At 48.9% G+C, this 20280-nt stretch carries 20 protein-coding genes; 16 read left to right on the top strand and 4 right to left on the bottom strand.

All coding sequences use genetic code 11. The features are described from left to right. Positions 1-330 precede the first annotated feature (330 nt). From metG to BLO51_RS19230, 6 genes are all read left to right on the top strand, one after another. Positions 331-2325 carry a methionine--tRNA ligase gene (gene metG, locus BLO51_RS19255; protein ID WP_090674463.1) on the top strand — a complete coding sequence of 665 codons (1995 nt, stop codon included), beginning with the start codon at positions 331-333 and terminating at the stop codon, positions 2323-2325. A gap of 50 nt (positions 2326-2375) precedes the next feature. After that, the gene (locus BLO51_RS19250; protein ID WP_090674462.1) at positions 2376-3449 is read left to right on the top strand and encodes a Gfo/Idh/MocA family protein; all 1074 of its coding nucleotides are present in this window, start codon (positions 2376-2378) and stop codon (positions 3447-3449) included. A 168-nt stretch (positions 3450-3617) separates the two neighbouring features. Then, positions 3618-4607, top strand: a complete 990-nt coding sequence (locus tag BLO51_RS19245) for a metal ABC transporter substrate-binding protein (RefSeq protein WP_090674460.1) — start codon at positions 3618-3620, stop codon at positions 4605-4607. A gap of 32 nt (positions 4608-4639) precedes the next feature. Continuing rightward, entirely contained in the window at positions 4640-5416 is a 777-nt protein-coding gene (locus BLO51_RS19240) for a metal ABC transporter ATP-binding protein (protein ID WP_090674458.1), read from the top strand. Between the two features lie 54 nt (positions 5417-5470). Beyond that, complete coding sequence (locus BLO51_RS19235; protein ID WP_090674457.1) at positions 5471-6274, top strand: metal ABC transporter permease; 804 nt, start codon at positions 5471-5473, stop codon at positions 6272-6274. A gap of 31 nt (positions 6275-6305) precedes the next feature. Continuing rightward, on the top strand, positions 6306-7013 hold the full coding sequence (locus BLO51_RS19230) for a cytochrome c biogenesis CcdA family protein (RefSeq protein ID WP_090674455.1): 708 nt from the start codon (positions 6306-6308) through the stop codon (positions 7011-7013). Positions 7014-7016: 3 nt separating this feature from the next. Here BLO51_RS19230 and splB read toward each other — a convergent pair whose 3' ends face one another. Then, positions 7017-8078: a spore photoproduct lyase gene (splB, locus tag BLO51_RS19225; protein WP_090674453.1), complete on the bottom strand. Its 1062-nt coding sequence runs from the start codon at positions 8076-8078 to the stop codon at positions 7017-7019. Between the two features lie 241 nt (positions 8079-8319). On the opposite strand from splB, the gene mntR reads away from it, so the two are divergent. After that, on the top strand, positions 8320-8742 hold the full coding sequence (gene mntR / locus BLO51_RS19220) for a transcriptional regulator MntR (protein ID WP_090674451.1): 423 nt from the start codon (positions 8320-8322) through the stop codon (positions 8740-8742). A gap of 101 nt (positions 8743-8843) precedes the next feature. Continuing rightward, complete coding sequence (locus BLO51_RS19215) at positions 8844-9833, top strand: patatin-like phospholipase family protein (RefSeq protein ID WP_090674449.1); 990 nt, start codon at positions 8844-8846, stop codon at positions 9831-9833. 59 nt (positions 9834-9892) lie between these two features. Here BLO51_RS19215 and BLO51_RS19210 read toward each other — a convergent pair whose 3' ends face one another. Both BLO51_RS19210 and BLO51_RS19205 read right to left on the bottom strand, forming a co-directional pair. After that, positions 9893-10165 (bottom strand): hypothetical protein, encoded by a 273-nt coding sequence (locus BLO51_RS19210; protein WP_090674447.1) that lies wholly within the window; start codon positions 10163-10165, stop codon positions 9893-9895. 23 nt (positions 10166-10188) lie between these two features. Continuing rightward, on the bottom strand, positions 10189-11115 hold the full coding sequence (locus tag BLO51_RS19205) for a DUF1385 domain-containing protein (RefSeq protein WP_090674446.1): 927 nt from the start codon (positions 11113-11115) through the stop codon (positions 10189-10191). 148 nt (positions 11116-11263) lie between these two features. Here BLO51_RS19205 and BLO51_RS19200 point away from each other — a divergent pair, with 148 nt between their 5' ends. The 8 genes from BLO51_RS19200 to BLO51_RS19165 all read left to right on the top strand — a co-directional run bounded on the left by BLO51_RS19200 (position 11264) and on the right by BLO51_RS19165 (position 19876). Beyond that, positions 11264-11773 (top strand): YqhR family membrane protein, encoded by a 510-nt coding sequence (locus BLO51_RS19200; protein WP_090674444.1) that lies wholly within the window; start codon positions 11264-11266, stop codon positions 11771-11773. A 198-nt stretch (positions 11774-11971) separates the two neighbouring features. Further along, a complete protein-coding gene (aroQ, locus tag BLO51_RS19195) occupies positions 11972-12418 on the top strand; it encodes a type II 3-dehydroquinate dehydratase (RefSeq protein WP_090674442.1) in 447 nt (148 codons plus the stop codon). A 3-nt stretch (positions 12419-12421) separates the two neighbouring features. Next, positions 12422-13495: a M24 family metallopeptidase gene (locus tag BLO51_RS19190; RefSeq protein ID WP_090674440.1), complete on the top strand. Its 1074-nt coding sequence runs from the start codon at positions 12422-12424 to the stop codon at positions 13493-13495. A 122-nt stretch (positions 13496-13617) separates the two neighbouring features. Next, a complete protein-coding gene (efp, locus tag BLO51_RS19185; protein ID WP_010497515.1) occupies positions 13618-14175 on the top strand; it encodes an elongation factor P in 558 nt (185 codons plus the stop codon). A gap of 96 nt (positions 14176-14271) precedes the next feature. Continuing rightward, the gene (locus tag BLO51_RS19180) at positions 14272-14745 is read left to right on the top strand and encodes a GNAT family N-acetyltransferase (protein WP_090674439.1); all 474 of its coding nucleotides are present in this window, start codon (positions 14272-14274) and stop codon (positions 14743-14745) included. Positions 14746-15196: 451 nt separating this feature from the next. Next, positions 15197-17503 (top strand): AAA family ATPase, encoded by a 2307-nt coding sequence (locus BLO51_RS19175; protein ID WP_090674437.1) that lies wholly within the window; start codon positions 15197-15199, stop codon positions 17501-17503. Continuing rightward, a complete protein-coding gene (locus BLO51_RS19170; protein ID WP_090674436.1) occupies positions 17504-19378 on the top strand; it encodes a UvrD-helicase domain-containing protein in 1875 nt (624 codons plus the stop codon). Positions 19379-19468: 90 nt separating this feature from the next. After that, on the top strand, positions 19469-19876 hold the full coding sequence (locus tag BLO51_RS19165; RefSeq protein ID WP_090674433.1) for a DUF7674 family protein: 408 nt from the start codon (positions 19469-19471) through the stop codon (positions 19874-19876). Between the two features lie 79 nt (positions 19877-19955). Here BLO51_RS19165 and BLO51_RS19160 read toward each other — a convergent pair. Further along, positions 19956-20280: transposase (locus BLO51_RS19160; RefSeq protein WP_143006925.1), on the bottom strand; the 325-nt coding region annotated here is incomplete at its 5' end.

Raw genomic sequence — 20280 nt, 5'->3', positions numbered from 1 at the left:
ATGATCCAATGAACGGATAAGTACTTTGACGGAAGCCGCACAGAGAGCCGGAGACGCTGAGAACCGGTCGGCCGATGCGAAGGAAGATGGTCCGGGAGGATATGGGGGCGAGTCATGCTCGCGGTCGAAGCCGGCCGCAGGCGGTAAGCTTTCATCGTAGCTCCGGCGTTAACGGATGGTCAGCGATTGACCGTTAAGCCTCGAACGGCGCTTTGGTTCGCCATGCGTCCGAACGGGGGAAGTTGGGTGGTACCGCGTGAGTTCGAAGCTCTCGTCCCATAGGGATGAGAGCTTTTTTGCATTTTCAATCCACTAGGAGGTCATTTGAACATGTCTGAAACCAACAAAAGCTTTTACATCACGACACCGATTTATTACCCGAGCGCCAAGCTGCACATTGGCCACGCGTATTCGACGGTGGCGGGCGACGTCATGGCACGATACAAGCGGCTGCGCGGGTACAACGTCATGTACTTGACGGGCACCGACGAGCACGGACAGAAGATTGAGCGCAAGGCGCAGGAGGCGGGCAAGACGCCGCAGCAGTTCGTCGACGACATCGTCGCTGGAATCAAGGACCTGTGGAAAAAGCTCGACATCTCGTACGACGATTTCATCCGTACGACCGACGCGCGCCATAAGCAGGCCGTCGAGAAAATTTTCACGAAGTTGATGGAGCAGGACGATATTTACCTTGGCCATTACGAAGGCTGGTACTGTACGCCGTGCGAGTCGTTTTTCCTCGAAAACAAGCTGGTCGACGGCAAATGTCCGGACTGCGGAGGGCCGGTGGAATGGGTGAAGGAAGAGAGCTACTTTTTCCGGCTCAGCAAATATGCCGATCGGTTGATTGAGCATTACGAGAAGCATCCGGAGTTCATTCATCCGGAATCCCGCCGCAACGAGATGATCAACAACTTCATCAAGCCCGGACTGGAAGATTTGGCTGTCTCCCGGACGACGTTCGACTGGGGCATCCGTGTGCCGGGCAACCCGAAGCACGTGATCTACGTCTGGATCGACGCGCTCTCCAACTATATTACCGCGCTCGGCTACGGCAGCGAGGATGACAGCCGCTACCAAACGTACTGGCCGGCGGACGTGCACTTGATGAGCAAGGAGATCGTGCGCTTCCATACGATCATCTGGCCGGCGATGCTGATGGCGCTCGGTCTGCCGCTGCCGAAGAAGGTCATCGGCCATGGGTGGCTTGTGACGAAAGATGGCAAAATGTCCAAATCCAAAGGCAACGTCATGGACCCGGTCACCTTGATCGACCGCTACGGCCTAGATGCACTCCGTTATTACTTGATGCGGGAAGTGCCGTTCGGCTCCGACGGCACGTTTACGCCGGAAAGCTTCGTGGAGCGGATCAACTTCGATCTGGCGAACGACCTCGGCAATCTGCTTAGCCGGACCGTGGCGATGATCGATAAATATTTCGGCGGCGAAGTGCAGCCGTATGTCGCCGGAGCGACTGAATTCGATGCCGCCGTACTGGAGACGGCCGAAGCGACGGTAGCCAAAGTCGAGGAAGCGATGGAAAAAATGGAGTTTTCCGTAGCACTCGCTTCGATCTGGCAGCTTGTCAGCCGCACGAACAAATACATCGACGAGACGCAGCCGTGGAACCTGGCGAAGGACGAGACGAAGCGGGAGACGCTCGGCTCCGTGCTGTACGTGCTGGCAGAATCGCTGCGCATCTCGTCCGTACTGCTTCAGCCGTTCATGACCGAGGCGCCGCGCCGCATGTGGCAGCAGCTCGGCATCGAAGTCGGCCCGCTCACCGTATGGGATACGGTGCACGCATTCGGGACGCTGCCTGCCGGGACGCGCGTGGCGAAGGGCGAAGCGATGTTCCCGCGTCTGGAGGCGGACAAGGAGATTGCGTTCATCGCGGAATCGATGAGCGGCGGAACGGTTCCTGCGGCGGAGTCCGAGGAGCCGAAGGCTGCGGACGCGAAAGCGGAGACGGCAGCCGTACCGGCGCCGGAGGCTTCGCCTGAAATCTCGATCGACGATTTCTTCAAAGTCGACCTGCGGGTGGCCGAGGTCATCGCCGCGGAACCGGTGAAGAACGCCGACAAGCTGCTGAAGCTGCAGCTCGATCTCGGCTACGAGCAGCGCCAGGTTGTCTCCGGTATCGCCAAATATTACACGCCGGAGCAAATGGTCGGCCGCAAAGTCATCTGCGTCACGAACCTGAAGCCGGTCAAGCTGCGCGGCGAATTGTCGCAGGGCATGATTTTGGCCGCATCGCAAGGAGACCGGTTGACTCTCGCGACAGTTTCCGATTCAATTCCGAACGGATCTGTGGTAAAGTAAGGGTTGTTCACGTGAACAATCGATAGATACCATGGTGGGAGGCTTCTTGTATGCAGAAGAACGACGGAATGAATTACGCGCCGCAGGGGAAACCGAATCCGGTCGTGAAGCCGGGCGAGTTCGCTTTTGCCGCGATAGGGCTGGATCACGGCCATATTTACGGCATGTGCAACGGCCTGATGGAAGCGGGAGCCGATTTGGTTGCCGTCTACGACCCGGACCCCGCGAAAGTCGAAGCGTTCGTCAAGCGGTACCCGCAAGCCAAGGCCGCCGCTTCGGATGGAGAAATCCTGCGCGATCCGAGCATTCAACTCGTAGCGGCAGCGGCCGTCCCTTCGGAACGCGGAGCGCTTGGCGTTCGTGTCATGAGCGCGGGAAAAGACTATTTTACCGACAAGACGCCATTCACCGCGTTATCGCAGCTTGAAGCCGCCCGTGCGAAAGTAAAGGAAACGGGCCGGAAGTACATGGTCTATTACAGCGAACGGCTGCATGTGGAAAGCGCCGTGTTCGCCGGAGAGCTGATTCAGAAGGGCGCTATCGGGCGCGTCGTGCATGTGATGGGCTGGGGCCCGCACCGATTGAATGCGCCGAGCCGTCCGCAGTGGTTTTTCGAGCGGGAGAAATACGGCGGCATCCTTTGCGACATCGGCAGCCATCAGATCGAGCAGTTCTTGTTCTACACCGGCGCCAAGGACGCCACGGTCGGTAGCAGCCGGATAGCCAACTATAACAACAAGCAGTACCCGGAGCTGGAAGACTTCGGAGACGCCACGCTGACCGGCGATAACGGCGCGACCTTCTACTTCCGCGTCGACTGGCTGACCCCGGATGGTCTGGGTACCTGGGGCGACGGCCGGACGCTCATCGTCGGCACGGACGGGTATATCGAGCTGCGCAAATATATCGATATTGCCCGGGATAGGCAGGGCGACCACGTGTATTTGGTGAACAAGGAAGGCGAGCGGCATTTCTCCGTTCGCGGCGAAGTCGGCTATCCGTACTTCGGGCAGTTGATCCTCGATTGTATGCACCGGACGGAAAACGCGATGACGCAGGAGCATGCCTTCAAAGCGGCCGAATTGTGCTTGAAAGCCCAGCAGCAAGCGGTTCGCGTCGAGTAGCTTACAACGTATAGATCGAAATACCCCTTTGCCAACAAGAGGCGCAAAGGGGTATTTTTGGCTTTATCGTAATTTCTACATTTACCGTTGACAAGCGGATGGGCGGGGCGTATAATCGTCGTTGTTAATGAAAAAAATTACGATTTACGTCTCGGAGGGTAGTATCTCATGAAGCCAACATTCATCAAACGGGCCATCCTTCCCGTGATCCTGGTTTTGCTGATTTCCACGCTGTTGTCCGCTTGCGGAGGACGTTCGCAGCCTGCGCTTGTGAACGGCAAGATCAATATCGCAGTCAGCTTTTATCCTTTATATGATTTTGCCTCCAAAATCGGCGGAGATCATGTCAACGTCGTCAATCTGGTACCGGCCGGCGTCGAGCCCCACGATTGGTCGCCGAAAAGCCGCGACATCCAGAATCTGACCAAATCGGACTTGTTCGTCTATTTGGGCGCCGGCTTCGAGGGTTGGGTAAAGGACACTCTCGGCAGCTTGAAGAAGGACAGCAAGACCGTTGTGGTCGAAGCAAGCCGCGGCATCGAGCTGATTCCCGCCATGGAAGAGGAACACGGGGATGAGCATGGCCACGACGAGAAGAAAGAAGAAGGCAAGGATGCTCACGGTCACGATCACGGTAATACGGACCCGCACGTATGGCTGAGCCCGCTCAATGCCAAGCAGCTCGCCCTCAACATCAAAGACGCGCTGATTCAAGTCGACGGCGTGCACAAAGCCGACTACGAAGCGAATTTCAAGAAGCTCGCCGACCGGCTTGACCAACTGGACGGCAAGTACAAGAGCGAGCTGGCCAAGGTATCCAAGAAGGATATTGTCGTGACGCACCAATCGTTCGGGTATTTGGCCAAAGCCTACGGACTGAACCAGAAGGCGATTATGAGTCTTGCTCCGGATGCGGAACCGACGTCCAAGGATATGAAAAATATTTTGCAATTCATTAAAGACAATCAAGTCAAATATATATTCTTTGAGGAGCTTGTATCCGATAAACTGGCCAAGACGCTTGCGAAGGACGCCGGAGTCGAAACGCTTGTCCTCAGCCCGGTCGAAGGGTTAACCGAAGAGCAGGCAACTAAAGGTGACGATTATGTGTCCCTGATGGAAAACAATTTGAATAATTTAATAAAAGCATTACAATAAGAAGCGAGACCTTCCGTATAAGGAGCTTTGTCATGCAAACGAATGCTGGCTTTGGGTGTCATCAACAGATCGTGACGATCGATGAAATCTTTTTTTCTTATGAAAATAAATCCGTGATCAGCGGCTTGAACTTTTCGATTCTGGAGCGTGATTTCGTCGGATTGGTCGGTTCCAACGGCGCAGGCAAGACGACGCTGCTCAAGATGATTGTCGGGCTGCTGAAGCCGGCCCGCGGCGAAATCCGTCTCTTCGGCCAGCCGGTCGGCCAATTCCGCGACTGGGAGCGCGTCGGGTACGTGCCGCAGAAAAATGCGTTGAATCCGCTGTTCCCCGCTACGGTCCGCGAAGTCGTGACCTCCGGGCTGTTCGGCAAGAAAAATATGTTCCGCCGTCTGACCAAGCAGGAGCGCAGCAAAACGGACGACGCGCTCTACGCGATGCGTATCGAAGACCTGGCGGACCGGCGGATCGGCCAATTGTCCGGCGGCCAGCAGCAGCGGGTATTCCTCGCCCGGGCGTTAATCAACAACCCGGAGCTGCTTATTCTGGACGAGCCTACCGTTGGCATCGACGCCGAGACGCAGGCCGGCTTTTTCCGCATGATTCGGCATATGCACCAGCATCATCACATCACGTTTATTATGGTAACGCACGATATGGATATGATCCAATCGTATCTCGGGGAGGACTCGGTGCAGAAGAGCGGCGGCCTATCGTTCTACGTCAAGCATACGCACGAGCCGGAAAATTGCCGCGAAACCGATCTGACCCACTCGATGCAGCAGCTTAGAGAGACGATTGAAGTATAACCCTGACCGGATAGCGACGGCAGGATGCAGCGGGAAGATAGGAGAGAACTGGCTTTGGACATCTTTAGCGAATACTTTTTTCAGCGGGCGCTGATCGGCGGCTTGTTAATCGGCTTGACCGCTCCGCTTATGGGCGTATTTCTCGTGCTGCGCCGCTTGTCGATGATCGGAGACACGCTTGCGCACGTATCGATCGCGGGTGTCGCGCTCGGATTTCTGATCAACGTTTACCCGACCGGCGTCGGGCTGCTGTTCGCCTTGCTGGCCTCGTTCGGGATCGAGCGGCTGCGCAAAGCGTACAAGACCTACGCCGAACTGTCGATCGCGATTATTATGTCGGGCGGCGTTGCGCTCGCCACCTTGCTGTTCACGATCGGCAAAGGCTTCAACATTAACGTTATGAGCTATTTCTTCGGCAGCATTTACACGCTGGACAATACCGACCTCTGGGTCGTCGGCGGCGTTGCGGTCATCGTCGTGGCCTTCGTGCTGATCAATTACAAAGAAATGTTCCTGCTTTTCTTCGACGAAGACGCGGCCGGCGTAAGCGGTCTGCCGCTGCGCTTCTATAATATTATGATCACGATGCTGACGGCGCTGGTCATCAGCGTCTCGATCAAAATCGTGGGGGCGCTACTGGTTTCCTCGTTACTGACGATTCCGGTCGCTTGCAGCCTGCTCGTCGCCCGCAGCTTCAAGCATTCGATCTTCTGGTCAATTCTATTCTCCGAGCTTGCGGTCGTTGCCGGGCTTGTCTCCGCAGGTGTATGGGATCTGGCGCCGGGAGCGATGGTCGTGCTGCTGCTGATCGCAATGCTCATCGGCATTTTGACGGTAAAACGGGGACTTCGCATGTAGCAAGAATAAAAAAGGAGGGTGAACGGTAGTCGTGGAACTTAACATTTGGATCGCGCTGTGGGCTGGCTTCGCTTCTTTCATATCGCCCTGCAGCCTGCCGCTGTATCCTTCGTATTTGTCCTACATAACCGGCGTTTCCGTCGGGAAGCTCAAGGATGAGCAGAGTGCCAAAGAAATCCGGTTCAAGCTGATTACCCATACGCTCTGCTTCATTCTCGGGTTCTCCATTATTTTCTACACGCTGGGACTTGGGGCGAACGTCATTGCCAACGCCTTCCTGGATTACCGTGATTTGCTCCGGCAAATTTCGGCGATCATGATCTTTGTGATGGGACTGTTTCTGATCGGCATTTTTCAACCGCAGTGGCTTATGCGCGAGCGTAAGCTACAGTTCAAGTCGAAGCCTGCCGGTTACCTCGGCTCATTGCTGATCGGTATCGGCTTCGCCGCAGGATGGTCGCCCTGCATCGGCCCGATTTTGTCCGCGATGCTGATGCTGGCGGCAACCGAACCAAATTCCTGGCTGCCGCTCGTTTCCGCTTATTCGCTTGGCTTCGCGATCCCGTTCTTCGTCCTTGCGTTCTTCATCGGATCGACCAAATGGATCTTGAAGTATTCCGCCACCATGATGAAAGTAGGCGGAGCCGTGATGCTTGTCGTGGCCGTGCTGCTGTACACAGATCAAATGACCCGGATCACGATCTGGCTGCAGGGCATTACGCCTTCCTGGATGGGCTAACGCTCAGGTAAAATAATCGATCTTCGCTTGCGGAAAATGGGCGAATATGCGTTCGCTGATGAATTCGCGCAGCGCCGTGGCCTGTTCGTCAGGATAAACATACTTGCCCTGACCCCATCGGCCCCATTTGTATTTCCGTTTGGCTTCGTCCATCTCCAGCTTTGTCTTCGGATAGCGCTGGCGGATAATGTTTTTGGCTGTTTTCGTAAACCGGTGTTGAATCAATTCGAATGTCAAATCAGAGGTCGCTTCCGACGGAAGGGCCTCTTTCAATTTGTGCAGCAGTTCGCCGTAGCCTTCTTCCCAGCCTTCGTGCCAGATGATCGGAGCGATGATGAAGCCGAGCGGATATCCGGCCTTGGCGACTTTACCTGCCGCCTCGATGCGCTCGTAGAAGCTGGAGGTTGCCGGTTCGAAGTGTTTGATGACATAATCCGCATTGACGCTGAACCGGAACCGGGTATGACCATTATGCTTGGCATCCAGCAGCGGTTCCACGTGGTGAAATTTCGTGACGAACCGAAGTCTGCCGAGCGGTTCCCGCCCCATAAATTCGATATATTCCTTGAGTGAGCCCGAGATATGCTCAAGCCCGACCGGGTCCGATGTACAGGCGGCCTCGAAGCGGGTAATTTCCGGCGCTCGTTCTTCGATATACTGCTTGGCTTGCTTCAAAATATCGTCGGTATTGACATAGACCCGGATATAAGGCTTCGCCCCGAGCGTCGTTTGCAGATAGCAGTAATGGCAGTGCGCCATACAGCCTGTCGCGATCGGGATGGCATACTCGGCAGACGGCTTGGACGTATCGAATTTCAGCGTTTTGCGAATTCCGACGACCAGCGTCCGTTTGGCAATCCGGTATTTTTCCAGATCGCTCTCGCCCGGAAGGTTTGTGATCCGGTTGTGGGAGGTCGTCATGCGAATCGGAAGTCCTTCCTTCAACGCCCATTCGTGGATTCGCTTACCTTTGGGGTAGTCCAAGGCGTCGGGCTCAAAATAGACGAGCTCCGGGACAAACACTTGCGTCTGGCGGATCGGGGGTGCGAGCAGCTCCGTGGCCATGTGCGAGATCCCTCCTGATGGTACGAATCGTATCGGACTTGCTTACGGAATGCGGCTGTGATATAGTTAAAAACGCTTATAACGACCTTAGGATGCTTCATTCGCGATGTGCGCACACATGGGAATTTGCCGCGCTGCACATGAGGTTTTGTCCTTCACAGCAAAGTCTTGCTTTGCATAAATCAAACGGTGTATCATAATAGTACCGAGATTCGTCTTTGGAACACGGGAGGAACGCGGAATGGCTACGCCCAGTATGGAAGATTATTTGGAACGCATTTATAAATTAATCGATGAGAAAGGGTATGCGCGCGTTTCCGATATCGCCGAAGGACTTGAGGTCCATCCTTCTTCGGTGACGAAAATGATTCAGAAGCTCGACAAAGACAACTACTTAATTTATGAAAAATACCGTGGACTCGTGCTGACATCGAAAGGGCAAAAGGTCGGAAAGCGGCTGGTGGACCGCCATCACCTGCTGGAAGAATTTTTGACGATGATCGGCGTAGCGGAAGAAAATATTTATAAGGACGTCGAGGGTATCGAGCATCACTTGAGCTGGGACTCCATCACATGCATCGAAACGCTGGTTGAATATTTCAAGCGCGACACGACCCGCGGCGAAGAGCTGCTTCGCCTCAGAAAAGAGCTGGAAGAATCGTAAGTCTCCGAAAATTGGGGGGCTTTTTTCTTTTTCAGGCATAAGGACAATTTGTCCCCTCATACATACTCTTGGAGAGACTTTGCGGGAAGAGGGGATGCGGGGTGAGAATCAATGCCGTATTTGAAGGCGGCGGCGTAAAGGGAATCGCGCTTGCGGGGGCCGTATCGGCGGTGGAGCAGCTCGGACATTCGTTTCATCAGGTGGCGGGGACGTCCTCCGGGGCCATCGTCGCCTCGTTAGTAGCGGCGGGATATCGTGCGGACGAGATGAAGGAGGTTATCGAAGCGACGCCTTTTCGTACGTTCCTGCAGCGCTCCCGGATCTTCGATACGAAGCTGATCGGCCCGTTGACCCGTTTGTTTATCAAAAAAGGTCTGTATTCCGGAGAAGCGCTGGAGCACTGGATTCATAAGCTGCTGCTGGCCAAGGGCATCCGCACGTTCGGCGATCTGAAGCCGAATCAGCTTCGCATTATCGCCTCCGACATCTCCAGCCGCAAATTGCTCGTCCTGCCGGACGACATCGCCCATTACGGCATCGATCCCCGCCGGTTCATGATCGCGAAAGCCGTTCGGATGAGCACGGCGATTCCTTACTTCTTCGATCCGGTGATCATCCGCAAATCGTTCGAGCACCGTCTGCCCGGAGAAAAATTCATCGATCAGTTCGTGTACATCGTGGACGGAGGACTGCTGAGCAACTTTCCGCTGTGGATCTTCGATTCGACGGAAGCGCCGCCGATCGATCAGATGATCCCGACCATCGGCTTCCAAATGGTGGGCCGCGGCACCGGGCAGCCGAACGCCATTCACGGTCCGGTCAGCATGATGCGGGCCTTGTTCTCGACCATGCTGGAGGCGCACGACGACCGCTATATCCAGGAGACGAACCGGTTCCGTACGGTTCAAATTCCGACGCTCGGCGTCAGCATCACCGACTTCGACATATCGACCGAGCAGAGCCTGAAGCTTTTCGAATCCGGGCAGCGGGCGACGCACTCATTTTTCTCGCATTGGAAGATGACTGAGTACAAGCACAACTACTTGACCCACGTCTGCCGGGTTCCGAACCACTACTCCAAGAAAGCTTGAAAAAACAAAAGCGGCAAGCGCTCTTAGGAAGAGGCTGCCGCTTTAAAAGTATAACGAAATCAATGGTATTTGGGCGGTTCGTCCGAGCTGTCCTTATTGCCTTGAATGACGCGGAACGTGGCGTTGCGCCGCTTTCCTTTTTGAAACCGGGAGGAGGACGGCCCTTTCGGTTGTCTCCATCGGCTCGGCGGGAACTTGTACAGGAAGAAAATCACGCCGAATACGAGAATCGGAATAATAAACGTGCCCGGATTGGACAAGACGCTAGCCAGTATCCCGATGGCGATCAAGCCGAAAATCACGTAAGCGACCGTGCTGTTACGGTTTCTCATGCAGGACCCCTCCTTGTCTAAGATTAAATTTGCCGGTCGAGCTCCCGCATCCGGTTGAAGGAGGCAATGGATACTTCAACTTGGGAATCGTCCGGTTCTTTGGTCGTGAGCAATTGCAGCCACAGACCTGGATAGCCGAGGAAACGAAGCACCGGAATGTCCCGCAGGCTGTTGGTGAACCGCAAAACCTCGTAGGACACGCCGATCACAAGCGGAAGCAGCACGATCCGTTGAATGATACGCTCCAGAAACGAATCGTATTGAAAGAACGAGTAAATGACGACTCCGACGAGGACCGTAAAGACGATGAAGCTGCTGCCGCACCGGTAATGCAGCGTGCTGAACTTTTGCACGTTCTGGACGGTGAGCTCCAGGCCCGCCTCGTAAGCGCTAATGACTTTATGTTCGGCTCCGTGGTATTGAAATAAACGTTTGATCATCGGCGTAAGCGAAATAAAATAAATATACCCGACAAGCAAAATAATCTTGATCAAGCCTTCGATCAGGTTATGCCCGATCTGGTTCTGGAACAAACTTCCGAACAGCATCTGCTCGATGGTTGGCGGCACAAGCGTGAACACGAACTTGCCGAACAAAAAGGATAAAATCCCGACGACTGCCACCCCGAGAATCATGGAAATTTTACCAGTCAGCGATTCCTTCTTCTCTTCCTTAACCACACCTTCTTCCTCGGCAAACACCTCCGCCGAAAAATTCAAGTGTTGCGCCCCTTTGGCGCTCGCTTCCACAATACCGACAATTCCCCGGATGAGCGGGATCTTCTTCAGCGCCTGGACCCAGCCGATTTCTTTTCTGGGTACCTCAAGATAATGGATGGTATTATCTTTTCGGCGTACCGCCGTAACGTTCACCTTCTGGCCGGCAAACATGACGCCTTCAATCACGGCTTGGCCGCCGTAAACAGCATTGGGTTGATTCTTCTCCGACAATACGATACACCTTCTTCTACTATGAATAATTAACAATAAATGATGCCATATCTGTATTTTAGCGAATCCGCAGTCATATTGCCACTTGTTTATCAGTGGAACTTTTGCACATACTAGTGGATATCCGAAATCGAGGGAGGATTTGGGCATGGATCGCCGAAGCGATAAGAAGCCCCGTACGAATCGATGGAATTTCGCGGTATATATCGGCTTTTTCGCCGGGCTGATCTGGGGCGGGGTGCAAATACTGGCCAACTATTTTCATTTTACTTCGCTATCGCCGGGATTTTTGCTTGAGCCCTTGTACAAGCATTCTTACCTAATGACATGGCGGGGATATTTGCTGGGGTGGCTGGCATTTATCGCCTTGTCCGTCGTTTCCGCTATATTGTATGCGATGTTATTCGCCAAAGCGTTAGGTCCGTGGTACGGGGTCGGATATGGCGTCGCTTGGTGGGCGTTCTTGTTCCTGTTGCTCGGACCGGTGACCGGGATGATGAATTGGATTGCCTATCTGGATTTGAACACGGTGGTGACCCAAGCGTGCCTGTTCGTGCTATGGGGATTGTTTATCGGCTATTCGATCAGCTTCGAATTTACGGACGAGCGGGAGCGGGAGCCTTTTGCCGGCGGCCGGGACGAGCCGGAGTTAACATGAACTCGTGCGGCTTGCAAACTGTCGCAGGCTGTACGCTTTCGCATCTTCTGTGCGTTGATGTGCATTACGTATAACCCAAACATTGGTAAACCGCTTTATTCGGCCGCCTGAGCCCGCAAAAAAAAGTTCTCAAACCGGGGAAGGTTATGGTAAAATGGCTAAGTGTGTGCGGATTTATCAGGTTGGGAGGTTTCACGGATGAAGCACATTTTGTTGTTGAACGGGCCAAATTTGAACATGCTTGGCATCCGGGAGCCCGGTGTCTACGGGAGCTTGTCGCTTCAAGCGATAACGGACAGGCTGACCAGGCTGGCGGAGGAGCTCGGGGTCGGATTGGAATGCTACCAGTCGAATCACGAAGGGGATCTGATCGACCGCATTCATGCCGCCTATGGACAGAAAGCCGGCATCTTGTTCAATCCGGGAGCGTTCACGCATTACAGCTATGCGATCCGCGATGCCATCAGCACTGTGGGCATCCCGACGGTTGAAGTACATATTTCGAACATTCATAAAAGGGAAGCTTTCCGCCATGTATCGGTAATCGCCCCGGTAGCCGTGGGCCAAATCGCGGGTTTCGGCGCGAACAGCTACGAGCTGGGCTTGCGTGCGCTGGTCCAGTATATTGATAGTGCGGAGGGATAACAAATGCAACAACAACGAATCGGGCGGCTGCGCAGCCTCTTGGAACAAAAAGGCTTGCCGGCGCTGCTCATCACAAATGCGACGAACCGGAAATATATGACGGGCTTCACCGGATCGGCAGGCTACGTGCTCATTACGGCCGATCGGGCCGTACTGCTGACCGATTTTCGTTACGTGACACAGGCATCGGAGCAAGCGGCCGGCTACGAGATCATCGAGCATGGACCCAAGGTTGTGGAATCGATTAACGATCTGCTTCGCAAGTGGGGCATTGCCAAGCTTGGCTTCGAGCAAACCGACCTCAGCTATGGTACCTACAGTATCTACGCCGAAGCGCTCGGCGGGATCGAATTCGTGCCGACCGGCGGGCTGGTCGAATCGCTGCGCATGGTCAAGGACGACGAAGAGATCGCCATCATGCAGCAGGCGGCCGATCTGGCTGACCGCACGTTTGTCCACGTTCTCGGGCTGCTGAAGTCCGGGGTCAAAGAGCTGGACATTTCACTCGAAATCGAGATGTTCGTGCGCAAGCATGGCGCCGCTTCGACTTCGTTCGAAACGATCGTCGCTTCCGGCGAACGCTCAGCGCTGCCGCACGGTAAAGCCAGTGACAAAATTATCGGGACCGGCGAATTTGTAACGCTCGATTTCGGAGCCTATTACAAAAGCTACTGTTCCGACATTACCCGTACGGTCATCGTCGGTACGCCGACGGATAAACACCGCGACATCTACAAGATCGTTCTCGAAGCGCAAATGGAAGCGCTCGAGCGCATCAAGCCGGGAATGACCGGCAAGGAAGCGGATGCCGCTGCACGAGATATTATCAGTCGATACGGCTACGGTGACCATTTCGGCCATGGCACCGGTCACGGGCTCGGGATGGAAGTTCACGAAGCGCCGCGGCTGTCGGTGCAGGGCGATGTTGTACTGACTCCGGGCATGGTCGTTACCGTGGAACCGGGCATTTATTTGCCTGGCTTCGGTGGCGTTCGGATCGAGGACGATATCGTCATCACGGAAACAGGCAATCGGAGGTTAACGCAATCCAGCAAAGACTTGATTGTGATACCATAACTTGATGCAACTTGGTAGCGACAAACCAAGGCGAAGGCAAGGATAGGTCCGATGATTCGGAAACTGGTTCTTACAAGGCTTGAGGCACTGTCGTCTGCTCACATTTTAGGGAGGTTTTTGTAGTGATTTCAGTTAACGATTTTAAAACAGGCTTAACCATCGAAGTAGACGGCGATTTGTTCACCGTTGTCGATTTCCAGCACGTTAAACCGGGTAAAGGCGCTGCCTTCGTCCGCTCCAAGCTGAAAAACCTGCGCAACGGCAACACCGTCGAGCGTACGTTCCGCGCCGGTGAGAACGTGAGCCGCGCTCACATCGAAAACCGCCAAATGCAATATCTGTATGCCAGCGGCAAAGAGCATACGTTTATGGATACGGAATCGTTCGACCAAATCAACTTGGAAGAAAAGCAAATCAAATGGGAACTGAACTTCCTGAAAGAAAACATGAACATCAACATCATGAGCTACCAAGGCGAGATCCTCGGGATCAACATGCCGAACAGCGTTGAGCTGAAAGTTATCGAAACCGAGCCGGGCATCAAAGGCAATACGGCGCAAGGCGCGACCAAGAACGCGAAAGTCGAAACCGGCTTGAACGTTCAAGTGCCGCTCTTCATCAACGAAGGCGACGTGCTCTTGATCGACACCCGCGAAGGCCAATACATCTCCCGCGCTTAATATGAGCGGCGGAAAATCCTTACCTTTCTTCGGAGAGGTAAGGATTTTTTATTAGTAGGTTCAGGATAACGAAATCTAAAAGAGGGGGTCATACTTATGAGAGTTGTAAACGCGATGATGGACGACCTTAGCGGATGGCTGGAACTTGCTTCAGAAGTCGAATGCTTATTTGGACCAATGGTAAGTGATCCAAAGTTTATCCAAGCATTGGAGAAAAATATAAATCGAAATAGTGCCTTTTGTGTTAGGGAAAATGATGGATTGCCAGGGGCAGTCTTGCTCGGAGGTGTTTTATTTTCTTCGTCCGATGCCCCAAACTATAAAATTGGATGGTTAGCCGTTTCAGCGCGAGCGAGAAATAAGGGAATAGCTACAGCGTTGCTAAGGCATATTTTGGGACTTACTGATGTTCCAGCAGAATTTACCGTTACTACGTTTGGTGACGATATTCCAGACGGGAGACCTGCAAGTAAGTTATATCAAAAGTTTGGCTTCGTTCCATTAGATACGTTGATTCCAAATGGTCCAGAAGGAGGGGGTCGTCAAAAATTCAAATTGATTATTACTTAATAGCTCCTTCAACTGTCCCTGCGCGCGTTGCAGCTCTGCACGGCGGGTTTTTGTTTAAAAGAGTAAGGATGGAATAAGGAGTGACGATATTATTGCCTACGTTGAATTAGACCGCTATAACCTTGATATAGAACCGATTATTGAAACGAAGTCTCTAAAGGATTATAGGTGCGGTCTTAGTAAGATCGGGCAGATTCAGTTAGCCGTCGCAATAGATTTGGCAGAGAAGAATTTATATACTTACCTATTCTCCAGAGTGTCTCTGGTTTTTTTTATTTTGATAATTTATTTTATTCAAATATTTGTAATTTTACATTTTTTTTGTACTCGTTTATTGGTAATGATGAGATAAGCTTCTATAGAAATATTTTACAACTGGTGCTACACTGAAATTAGTCGTATTTTATATAATTTTTTAGTGCTCCAAGAATTAAAATCTGGGGGTGTACAGATGCACATTGAGTATGTTGAGATTCAGAATTATAGAAAATTAAAATCATGCCGAATAGAATTCACAGATCAAACGACAATATTTGTTGGAGCCAATAATAGTGGAAAAACTTCGGCTATGGATGTCTTAAGAAAATTTTTAAGCGAAAAAAACGATTTCACTGTAAATGATTTTACATTATCCAATTGGATTGAGATTAATGTTATAGGAAAAAAATTAATTAATAGTGAAGAAATGATCGGTTCTCTTGCAGAGGAATTAGGGAAGCTCGTACCTACTATGGATGTATGGCTGTACGTTGAAGACCATGAAATTCATTATGTTGCTCATCTAATCCCATCCTTGGATTGGGGCGGAGGATTGCTTGGTGTTCGATTAAGACTTGAGCCTAAAAATATTGAGAATCTATTTAAGGATTTCATTGATTCAAGTAAAACTGCAAAAAATACGTTGAATGCTATAATATCTACCGAAGGTAATAGCTCGATATCATTATGGCCTAAAGATCTTCGGGATTATTTGAGTAGAAAGTTCCAGACACATTTTGAAATAAAGTCATACATTCTTGACCCTGAAAAGCTTTCATTACCTGAAAACGGTGTTGCTCGACCTCAAATATTGCCCTTAGGTAGTGGCCCCATTGAAGGTGACCCATTTAAAAGATTATTTTTAATACACAATATTAATGCACAGCGAGGATTTACTGATCCCACTAATAAAGCTAATGAAGATGATGAATCAACGAGCCGTAGAGCAGGCAGTTTGTCTGCACAATTAAGGAAGTATTATAATAAACACTTAAGTCCGACAAATTTACCTGATTCAGCTGATATCGGCGCTTTAGAGGCCATTGATGTAGCTCAAAGAACTTTTAATGAAAAATTACGTCATGCGTTTAATGATGCGCTTTATGAATTGGAGAGCCTTGGATACCCTGGTTTTTCAAATCCAAAGATAACGATTTCAACTAAAATTAAACCCGCTGACGGACTTAATCATGATTCAGCAGTCCAATTTGAGTTGACGCCTGAGAATAATCAAGATAATTATTTTCCATTGAGGTTACCTGAACTTTACAACGGTTTAGGCTATCAAAATTTAATATCTATGATTTTTAAGTTGATGCAATTTAGAGATGAATGGATGAAGGTAGGAAAGCTGGCCAAAAATACTTCGAGCGGCCAAGAAGATTTTTTTATACCGCCGCTGCATATTGTATTAATTGAGGAACCTGAAGCACATCTTCATATGCAAGTCCAACAAGTATTCATTCGACAAGCTTATAAAGTGCTATGTAATCATAAGAATTTAAAAGATGAGCAGAGTTTGAAGACTCAGTTAATTGTAAGTACGCATTCTGGTCATATTGCTCATGAAATGCCTTTTTCTAGCATACGCTATTTTCGTAGAAAACCAATATTATCACAAAATGAAGTACCTACGTCTACTGTTGTTAATCTTTCGAATGTGTTTGGTAAAAAGGAACCTGAAACAGAACGTTTTGTAACCAGATATCTTCAACTAACTCATTATGATTTGCTTTTTGCAGATGCAGCTATTCTTGTAGAAGGTCCGGCCGAGCGAATGTTACTCCCGCACTTTATTCGTAGCCATTTTGAAGAATTAAATCAAATGTATATTTCTATATTGGAAATTGGCGGAAGCCATGCACATACTTTAAGACCATTAATAGAAGCATTAGGTTTAACAAGTTTAATAATAACTGACTTAGATTCAGCAAATTCAAAAAGTCACAAATCTGTCCCTCCATCTCGAAAAAAAGATTTGGTAACAGGGAATGATACATTGAAATCTTGGGTGCCTTGCAAAACAAATATCGATGATCTCCTTGATTTAAAACCAGAGGAGAAGGTTAAGCGGTATGAAAATATCCATTTTTCGGTTCGAGCTGCTTACCAATCACCAATTAAAGTCCTAATGGTTCCTGATGGTCCAGAAGTTGAAGCGCTACCTTATACATTTGAAGATGCACTGGTTTTTGAAAATTTAACCCTTTTTAAAAACGCCGATGGTAATGGGCTGATAAAAAAATTTAAAGACGCAATTAATAACTTAAGCTCAATTGATCAATTAGGAGAAACATTCTTTGATGATTTGAGGGAGGGCAAGAAAGCTGATTTTGCTTTACAACTTATTTATCGAAAGGATCTTAGTGATCTTAAAGTACCAACTTATATAAAAGAGGGACTTACATGGTTAAGGGAACAAATAAAAAAGAATCAATGGGATAACAGTCTTAATCTAAACTCTGTTGAAAGTGCAGCAGAAGAAGTGGTGGGAGTCTAAATGGTTCATATAGAACAAATTGAACATAATCATATCGATGATCATATAGATGACGAGATCATTAAGTGTCTGGATCTTGAAAATCCTCAAAGCTTCTTCTTATTTGCTGGGGCGGGATCAGGGAAAACAAGATCTCTAGTAACTGCTTTAGAAAAAATTCGAGAAACTAGCTATCAACAATTACGATTAAAAGGTCAAAGAGTGGCGATTATTACATACACGAATGCTGCCTGTGAAGAAATTGGCCGTCGGTTGGATTACGATCCGCTGTTCTCTGTTTCTACAATTCATACTTTTGTATGGGAATTAATTAAAGGTTTTAATAAAGACATAAGTGAGTGGCTATACGCAAACCTAACGCATCAGATTACAGATTTAGAAGAAAAACAAAGAAATGGGCGTCCAACAAGCAGAGCATTTGTGGTTCGTCAAAAAAATATCGAGGCTAAACAAAAGCGTATCAATAATTTGAAAAAAATTAAACAATTCACCTACAATCCTAACGGTATTAACCAAGGTAAGGAATCATTAAATCATTCCGAAGTAATAAGTATCGGAGCTTACTTTTTAAGCAAGCCGTTAATGCAAAAAATATTAATTAAGAAATTTCCTATTCTTTTAGTTGATGAGAGTCAGGATACCAATAAGGAGCTTTTAAATGCTTTATTTGAGGTTGAGCGGAAAAATAACGGTACCTTTTCGTTAGGTCTATTTGGCGATACGATGCAAAGGATATATTCTGACGGAAAAGAGGATCTTGGAATTAATTTACCCGAAAATTGGAAAAGGCCTGTTAAGAAAATGAACCATCGTTGTCCGAAAAGAATTGTTAAACTGATAAATAGAATTCGTTCTGCTGTTGATGATCAAGAACAGAGGCCAAGAACAGATAAGGAAGAAGGGCATGTCCATTTTTTTATTTTGCCATCAACAGCAGATAGAATAAAAACAGAAGAATTAGTTGCACAACGAATGGCACAAATCACTGAAGACGAAAAATGGATAGATGTAGATTACATGACCCTTATTCTGGAACATCATATGGCAGCAACAAGACTAGGTTTTTCGGAATTGTTTCAGCCACTGCATAAAATAGACAAATTGAAAACCGGACTATTAGAGGGCTCGCTACCGGAGTTGAATTTTTTTACAGAGATCATTTTACCAATCTTCAATGCTCATAAAGTTGGTAACAAGTTTGCTATAGCAAGCATTGCTCGGAAATATTCTAGACTTTTACGAATACAGAGGAATGAAAGGGATCAATTGTTACAAATTAAAAACGTACAGGATGCCATTAATCAGCTACTGTCGCTCTGGAATGAGGATAACGACCCACTTTGTATTGATGTCTTACAATGTGTCGCTAGACTAAACTTGTTTGAAATTCCCGATAGCTTGTATTCTTTCGTTAAAGAAGAAAAAAGAGAGCAGAATGTAACAGAAGATGGTGATAATGATCGGGGTAATGAGTTGATAAATGCTTGGGACGAGTGTTTAAAAGCTCCATTCAGTCAAATAAATGAATACGCCTCTTACATAACAGGCACATCAAATTTTATGACTCATCAAGGAGTAAAAGGACTTGAATTTCCTCGTGTAATGGTAATTATTGACGATCATTCCGCAGGAGGATTTCTTTTCAGCTATGAAAAGCTGTTTGGAGCAAAGGATAAAACAAAAGCAGATGCTGAAAACGAAAATGTGAATAAGGATACAACCATTGATCGAACAAGACGACTGTTTTATGTTACATGCAGTCGTGCTGAAAAGAGTTTGGCTATTGTAGCTTATTCGGAAAAGCCGGAAGAGGTTAAGAAACATGTTCTAAAAGAAGGTTGGTTTGAAGAAAGTGAAGTAGAGATTATTTCGTAAAGATATTTTGGTAGTGTAAATCTTGAGTCAGTGAAATTTTGAGAGGCAAGCAAAGTTATTAAAGTATACTGCTTTTAAGGATGATAAACATTGAGCACTTGGAGAAGGAAAGCATTAGAGTTATTTTATAATATTAGATTCACTTTCCTCCATAGAGACGCGAGTATATATTCCTTAATTTTTGAACTGAGGAGAAAAGTTGTTCAGTCACACAAAGATAATGACATTGAATATCTTGACAAAATTTATTACTATGCGGAGTGGTGTTTTAATCAAGAAAAACGAAGTTACTATATTTGGAATGCAATATGTGTGGGGTTTTATGAACACCTTGTTGAAGATGAAATTGTTCGTCATGCGATACCTTACAGAATTAGACCCTATATTTTTGAACAAGTACAACCACTATTAAAATGGAGACTAGAAAAAAATGAAGAAGTATTTAAGGAATTACTGCAACAGTACAACAAGATTAACAATACTAATTTTGAATGCTAACATGGCCTGAGTCTCTCTGGTTTTAAGATTGAAAAAGATTAATCGTCTAGGGCGTGTCTGAAAACTCATGATAGTGGAACTACTTCAACAAAATCATGGCAGAAGCCAAAAAAGCAAAGCTCAAAAAGTTTCGAGAAAGTTTATCGTAGCGTGTTGCGATCCCACGGAATTGTTTGAGTTTGTTGAAAAAACATTCCACAACATGCCGTTCTTTATACTGGTAAAAGTCGCATTCCCAAGGATTTGCCGTATTCGATTTTGGAGGGATGCAGAACGTTGCGTCTTGGGATTCGATATACGTTCGAATGTCATGGGTGCCGTAGGCTTTATCGGCTAAAACAACGCTTCCGGACAGTGTGACGCCAGAGAGGACTTCAACCGCCACCGTGCAGTCATGGATATTG

This window comes from Paenibacillus tianmuensis, assembly GCF_900100345.1.
GTDB classification, from domain to species: domain Bacteria; phylum Bacillota; class Bacilli; order Paenibacillales; family NBRC-103111; genus Paenibacillus_G; species Paenibacillus_G tianmuensis.
The sequence above is the reverse complement of the archived record's forward strand: the minus strand, read 5'-3'. Positions and strand labels throughout refer to the sequence as shown.